This is a genomic window from Citrobacter sp. wls757 (genome assembly GCF_005280935.1).
GTDB lineage: Bacteria > Pseudomonadota > Gammaproteobacteria > Enterobacterales > Enterobacteriaceae > Citrobacter > Citrobacter portucalensis.
Genome location: NZ_SZWU01000041.1, coordinates 9982 through 14217 on the forward strand (window position 1 = coordinate 9982; position 4236 = coordinate 14217).

At 58.2% G+C, this 4236-nt stretch carries 8 protein-coding genes; all 8 read right to left on the reverse strand.

Annotated features, from left to right (window positions below; genetic code table 11):
- Nucleotides 1-36: 36 nt before the first annotated feature.
- Nucleotides 37-228: a hypothetical protein gene (locus FDW94_RS11650; RefSeq protein ID WP_080097997.1), complete on the reverse strand. Its 192-nt coding sequence runs from the start codon at nt 226-228 to the stop codon at nt 37-39.
- Between the two features lie 13 nt (nt 229-241).
- Nucleotides 242-652: a hypothetical protein gene (locus FDW94_RS11655; RefSeq protein WP_137377621.1), complete on the reverse strand. Its 411-nt coding sequence runs from the start codon at nt 650-652 to the stop codon at nt 242-244.
- Nucleotides 653-701: 49 nt separating this feature from the next.
- Nucleotides 702-1130, reverse strand: coding sequence for an antirestriction protein (locus FDW94_RS11660; protein WP_137377622.1), 429 nt, complete (start codon nt 1128-1130; stop codon nt 702-704).
- A 419-nt stretch (nt 1131-1549) separates the two neighbouring features.
- Nucleotides 1550-2317: a hypothetical protein gene (locus tag FDW94_RS11670; protein WP_137377623.1), complete on the reverse strand. Its 768-nt coding sequence runs from the start codon at nt 2315-2317 to the stop codon at nt 1550-1552.
- A 67-nt stretch (nt 2318-2384) separates the two neighbouring features.
- Nucleotides 2385-2789: a DUF1380 family protein gene (locus FDW94_RS11675; protein WP_137377624.1), complete on the reverse strand. Its 405-nt coding sequence runs from the start codon at nt 2787-2789 to the stop codon at nt 2385-2387.
- Between the two features lie 55 nt (nt 2790-2844).
- A complete protein-coding gene (locus FDW94_RS11680; protein WP_137377625.1) occupies nt 2845-3264 on the reverse strand; it encodes a DUF1380 family protein in 420 nt (139 codons plus the stop codon).
- Between the two features lie 10 nt (nt 3265-3274).
- On the reverse strand, nt 3275-3496 hold the full coding sequence (locus FDW94_RS11685; protein WP_137377626.1) for a hypothetical protein: 222 nt from the start codon (nt 3494-3496) through the stop codon (nt 3275-3277).
- Nucleotides 3496-4176, reverse strand: coding sequence for a DNA methylase (locus FDW94_RS11690; protein ID WP_137377627.1), 681 nt, complete (start codon nt 4174-4176; stop codon nt 3496-3498). The genes FDW94_RS11685 and FDW94_RS11690 overlap by 1 nt, the downstream gene beginning before the upstream one ends.
- Nucleotides 4177-4236: the final 60 nt, after the last annotated feature.

A 4236-nucleotide genomic window follows, 5' to 3' on the forward strand; every position in this document is an offset into this window, starting at 1 on the left:
CGGGCTGACAGGCGGCATAACCGCCTGCCATCCTGCTTACCTGCCCTTTCCTCCCTGCAAGATAAAGTGACCGCCGATGTACACGGCACACTGACAGGTCATGTATTCGCAGATTTCATCCACGACCTGCGCGGTTGTCAGTTCACGCTGACCGGCATCACGGCGGCGGGCATTAATCAGTGCTTTGTACTGGCGGAGAATGTCGCGGGTTTCCGGTTTAATATTCACGGGTTACTCCTTCTTATGCGTCGATCGCGGTCTGTAACTGGCGCATGGCGTCCATTTCTTCAGCCACAAATGCCTCTGCATTCCCGCCCCCTTCTTCTGCCACGGCGTACAACCGATTTAGTTCACTGCCTGCCAGTAACATTATTTTTTGCAGCGCACTGGCCGGAACGCTGACATCACGTAGTGCGCGGCGCTCGTCCATCATTTCTTCAGTGATGCGACGGATCATGCTCACATCGGCCCCCTGATCATATGTCACATCCAGCCGCTGCATGACGCACGTAATATCCTCCTCGGACAAACGCCACTCACTGGTTAACAGACGGATATCCTCACGGGTAATACAGAGAACCAGCAATGCTTCATCAGATGACAGGTTATATTTCAGGAGATCGGTCATGATTTCTTTCACGGGTGCGTACATGGTTTTATCCTTTTTTAAAAGGGGACGGCATCGCCGCCCCGTCGGTTAATCAGTCGAGCGCGGCATAAATGGCGTTGCATTCAGGGTGAAAAACGATGTGATTCCAGAGCTGGGTATCACGCAGCATATACAGGTGTGTGAGCGCGGCGTTGCCGCAGTCGTGATGCGTCCAGCAACGGCGGTTAATGGCAAGCGACGTCAGGATAATTCCGGCGGCGTCGGCGCTGACGGTACGATCAAACCAGTTTTCACCGTTGATCATGTGTACCCGATCGCAGTCGGGCATCATGTACCCGCCACCTTCCGGCAGACGGATGAAATGCCAGAAACCACCGTTGTATTCCGGCATCCACTGTTTTGCCAGGGCATACACCTGTAATTCAGCCAGCATAAAATCGTTGCCGAACATGTACGGCAGGAAAGAAAGACGGTCGGATTCTTCGACGTTAAGTGTGTGCTGACGTGTTGCATATTGCATGGTAAACCTCCGTAATCACATGGTCTGCGACACCGGGCGGTGCCGTGCATCCAGACCAGTCGGGCGATCGGTCGGAGATACAAGGGCGCAAGGGAAGCCGCAGCCTGACGCGCACGGCAGACGGGAGCTGGAGGGTGAGACCGTGAAACCTGAGCGGGCGAACGACCGGAAGATCGCGGCTGACGTGAAGGAAGGACCGGGTGACTGCAGCGGCGCCAGCGAACCCTTGTATCGACGACAGCCCGACTACGATGGATGCACGGCACAGCCCGCACACGACACCGGACTGACAGAGTGGAAAACCACCAGGCCACGTCACGCCGGGACGGGGCCGCCATGAAAGCGGAGCCGGCGACATCCTTTTCAGCTTCTGAGTCACCGGCGGATAAAAGAAGGGGTTTCCCCCTTCCCTCCCTGACTTAATCCCCTGTGGGGTCTGTGTTGCGGACCTCGTTCAGCACATCCCGCAACACGCGACGGTCAAACCAGCGGCGGACCGGTTCCCCCGGGAAACGCAGGAGATCGGTCATCACTCCGGCCGCTTCGATTTCTTCCCGGGATTCATTGACCAGGGTGAGCAGAACCGGACAAAACCGCGCCTCCCGGACCAGTATGCCGTCCAGTACCTGATCCAGAAGTTCCCCGTCCTCACTGTCCAGCCAGTTGTCATGCCCGTATTCGTCCGCAACCAGTCGCCAGTCTCCGAAACGTTTTTCCATCAGCCGCGGCGCGGCAGATGGCACCAGTGCCCCCGCGATGCGCTGCGCGTCCTGGCGAACGATGTCACATATCCGGTCAATGAAATCTTTCAGGAAGGCCAGCAGGTCGTCACATTCCGCCGCTGTCAGCCACTCCTGCGCATAAGGCAGCCGGATAACCTGGCAGTCAGCCAGCCGCTCCGGGTGCGGGAAACGCTGGACCGGATACAGATGCAACCGCGCAGGTGTCCCGGCGAGACGCCGGGCGCTGGCTGTCAGCAGCGCTGCCCGGCCATACGTCAGCGGCTGGCAAAGTTGCTCTGTCAGCGTCAGGATTTCCTCGCCGCTGAGAGAGCCGCAGGCGACCAGCCAGCCGGGAACGGTATCGGGTGCGACGGGCGTCATATCAATTGAGTCGGGCCAGCCGGACCGACGCAGCAGATTGTCGCCGTGGCGCAGAATGAGGGCGTTAAGGGTATCGTTATTCATGGTTATTCTCTCTGTATGTTGTACGGGAAGTGTCGCCCCGTCAGAACGGGCGGGGCGGTCAGTCACATCAGGCGGCCAGGAGCAGCCTGAGCCACGTGATATCGGCCTGGGCATCAGCCACGGACGGGTAATGCTGGCAAACAAGCGGCCAGGCCCGGGCATCTTCTGTGTCCAGCGCCAGCCCCACGACGTCAGTCAGGCGGGCCAGCAGATCGGCGGGAACGATGACAGTCGGGATTTCGGCCCGTAATCCGGCATACATCTCCTGGACCGTGCGAAATGAAATGCCTTCCTCGGTATGCCCGGTCACGCTGCCGATTTCCTGCAAAATCGCACTGGCCTCGCTTTCCGTCATGTTCTCCACCTGGGCCATCACGTCCTGCTTCGTCCAGACCAGCAGGGCAAAGTGTTCATCGTTGCCAAACATACGTTTCAGTTTTTTATTCAGTTCCTTACGGGTGCCATACATCATGATCTTATGTTCCTCTGAGCAGATTCAGTTCACGCCGCCGGGGCGGCGTGGTGTTTCAGTTTTTCAGTAATGCGCGCACTTTCGCCGTGTCAGCCAGGCGGCGGACAACGCTGTCCGGCACCGGATGATTGCCGTCGCGGGCGGTCCATTCCCTGTGCCATAACGCCTGTTCGGCGGTCGTCAGCAGGGTTTCAAGCAGGTCAGCCGGCACCATCACCGCCGGAACGGCCTGTTTCACCTGATCAATCAAATTCATGACTGCACTGGCAGACACGCCCGACTCAAGCCGTTCTTCTTCCGGTATGGCGTCCAGACGCGCCAGAACGTCCTTTATGTCCTGGTCAGAAACGGTACATTCCATCCCGTCAGCCAGCGCCTCAATGTCCTCCGGAGTCCAGACGATAAGATTCATCGGGGTCTCTGCGGGATACTGCTCACTCAACAACCGGCAGAGGGTTTCACAGGTTCCGTACATGTTTTTCTCCTTAGTCCTTAAAGCAGGCATCCAGCTCAAGAATTTCGTTGTACGCCGCCATAAACAGGGCATTGACGCGAAAAAGGGTCTGGCGGGTCAGACGTTCAGTCAGCACCCCGGAGTCAAAGCGATAGCGGTGCTCCATGTCGTTCAGCGCGTCCCGCAGGTCACTCATGTTGTTGGCCAGTTCCGCCACGTCTGCGCGGAGTTTTTCGTGTCCGGCATAGTTCATTACGCGGCCTCCGGATAAAACACATCGTTGGCGGCCGGGCGCTGCATGGCGCGCTGCACGGCGGACAGGCGCTCAATTCCGGCTTTGTGGTACTGCTCCATCAGTTCAACACCGATATAGCGGCGGCCTGCCTGGACGGCGGCCACGCAGGTGGAGCCGGAACCGGCAAACGGATCGAGAACAATGGCGTTAGGGTGTGTGAAGCTCTCGATCAGCGGTTGCAGGCTGGTAACAGGCTTTTCGGTCGGGTGGTGGCGGTTGCCTGAATATTTCCACGCAATCACGTCATTCAACGGGTTTTGCGGCAGGGGCGGACGGCCTTTCGCCAGGATATAGGCGCATTCGTGGCGGTAGCCCACATAGGCGGCCTTCGATGTGTAGGTTTTCGGGAAAACCAGATGCCCGACCACGCTGAACCCGGCACTTTTCCACGCGGCCATAAAACGATCGACGCGGTTCCAGCCGTAGAAACTGACCATCAGCGCGTCTTTTTTCAGCACGCGGTACATCTCATTGCAGGCGGGTTGCAGCCATTCGTCAGTTTTGTCACCGGCAATACTGCGCCCGGAACGGTCACGAAAACCGACCAGATACGGGGGATCGGTGAGGATGAAATCAACGGCGCGCTCCGGAAAGGAGGCCATAATATCGACGCAGTTACCCAGGATAAAACGGGACATAGGGACACCTCGTGGTTACAGGGGGCACCCAGGAGGACGTCGGTACGACGTCCGTTCCCT

Bases quoted from the DNA above. Each gene is read 5' to 3' on its own strand.
- FDW94_RS11655 (WP_137377621.1), bottom strand. From the start codon at position 652: ATGTACGCACCCGTGAAAGAAATCATGACCGATCTCCTGAAATATAAC.
- FDW94_RS11660 (WP_137377622.1), bottom strand. From the start codon at position 1,130: ATGCAATATGCAACACGTCAGCACACACTTAACGTCGAAGAATCCGAC.
- FDW94_RS11670 (WP_137377623.1), bottom strand. From the start codon at position 2,317: ATGAATAACGATACCCTTAACGCCCTCATTCTGCGCCACGGCGACAAT.
- FDW94_RS11675 (WP_137377624.1), bottom strand. From the start codon at position 2,789: ATGATGTATGGCACCCGTAAGGAACTGAATAAAAAACTGAAACGTATG.
- FDW94_RS11680 (WP_137377625.1), bottom strand. From the start codon at position 3,264: ATGTACGGAACCTGTGAAACCCTCTGCCGGTTGTTGAGTGAGCAGTAT.
- FDW94_RS11685 (WP_137377626.1), bottom strand. From the start codon at position 3,496: ATGAACTATGCCGGACACGAAAAACTCCGCGCAGACGTGGCGGAACTG.
- FDW94_RS11690 (WP_137377627.1), bottom strand. From the start codon at position 4,176: ATGTCCCGTTTTATCCTGGGTAACTGCGTCGATATTATGGCCTCCTTT.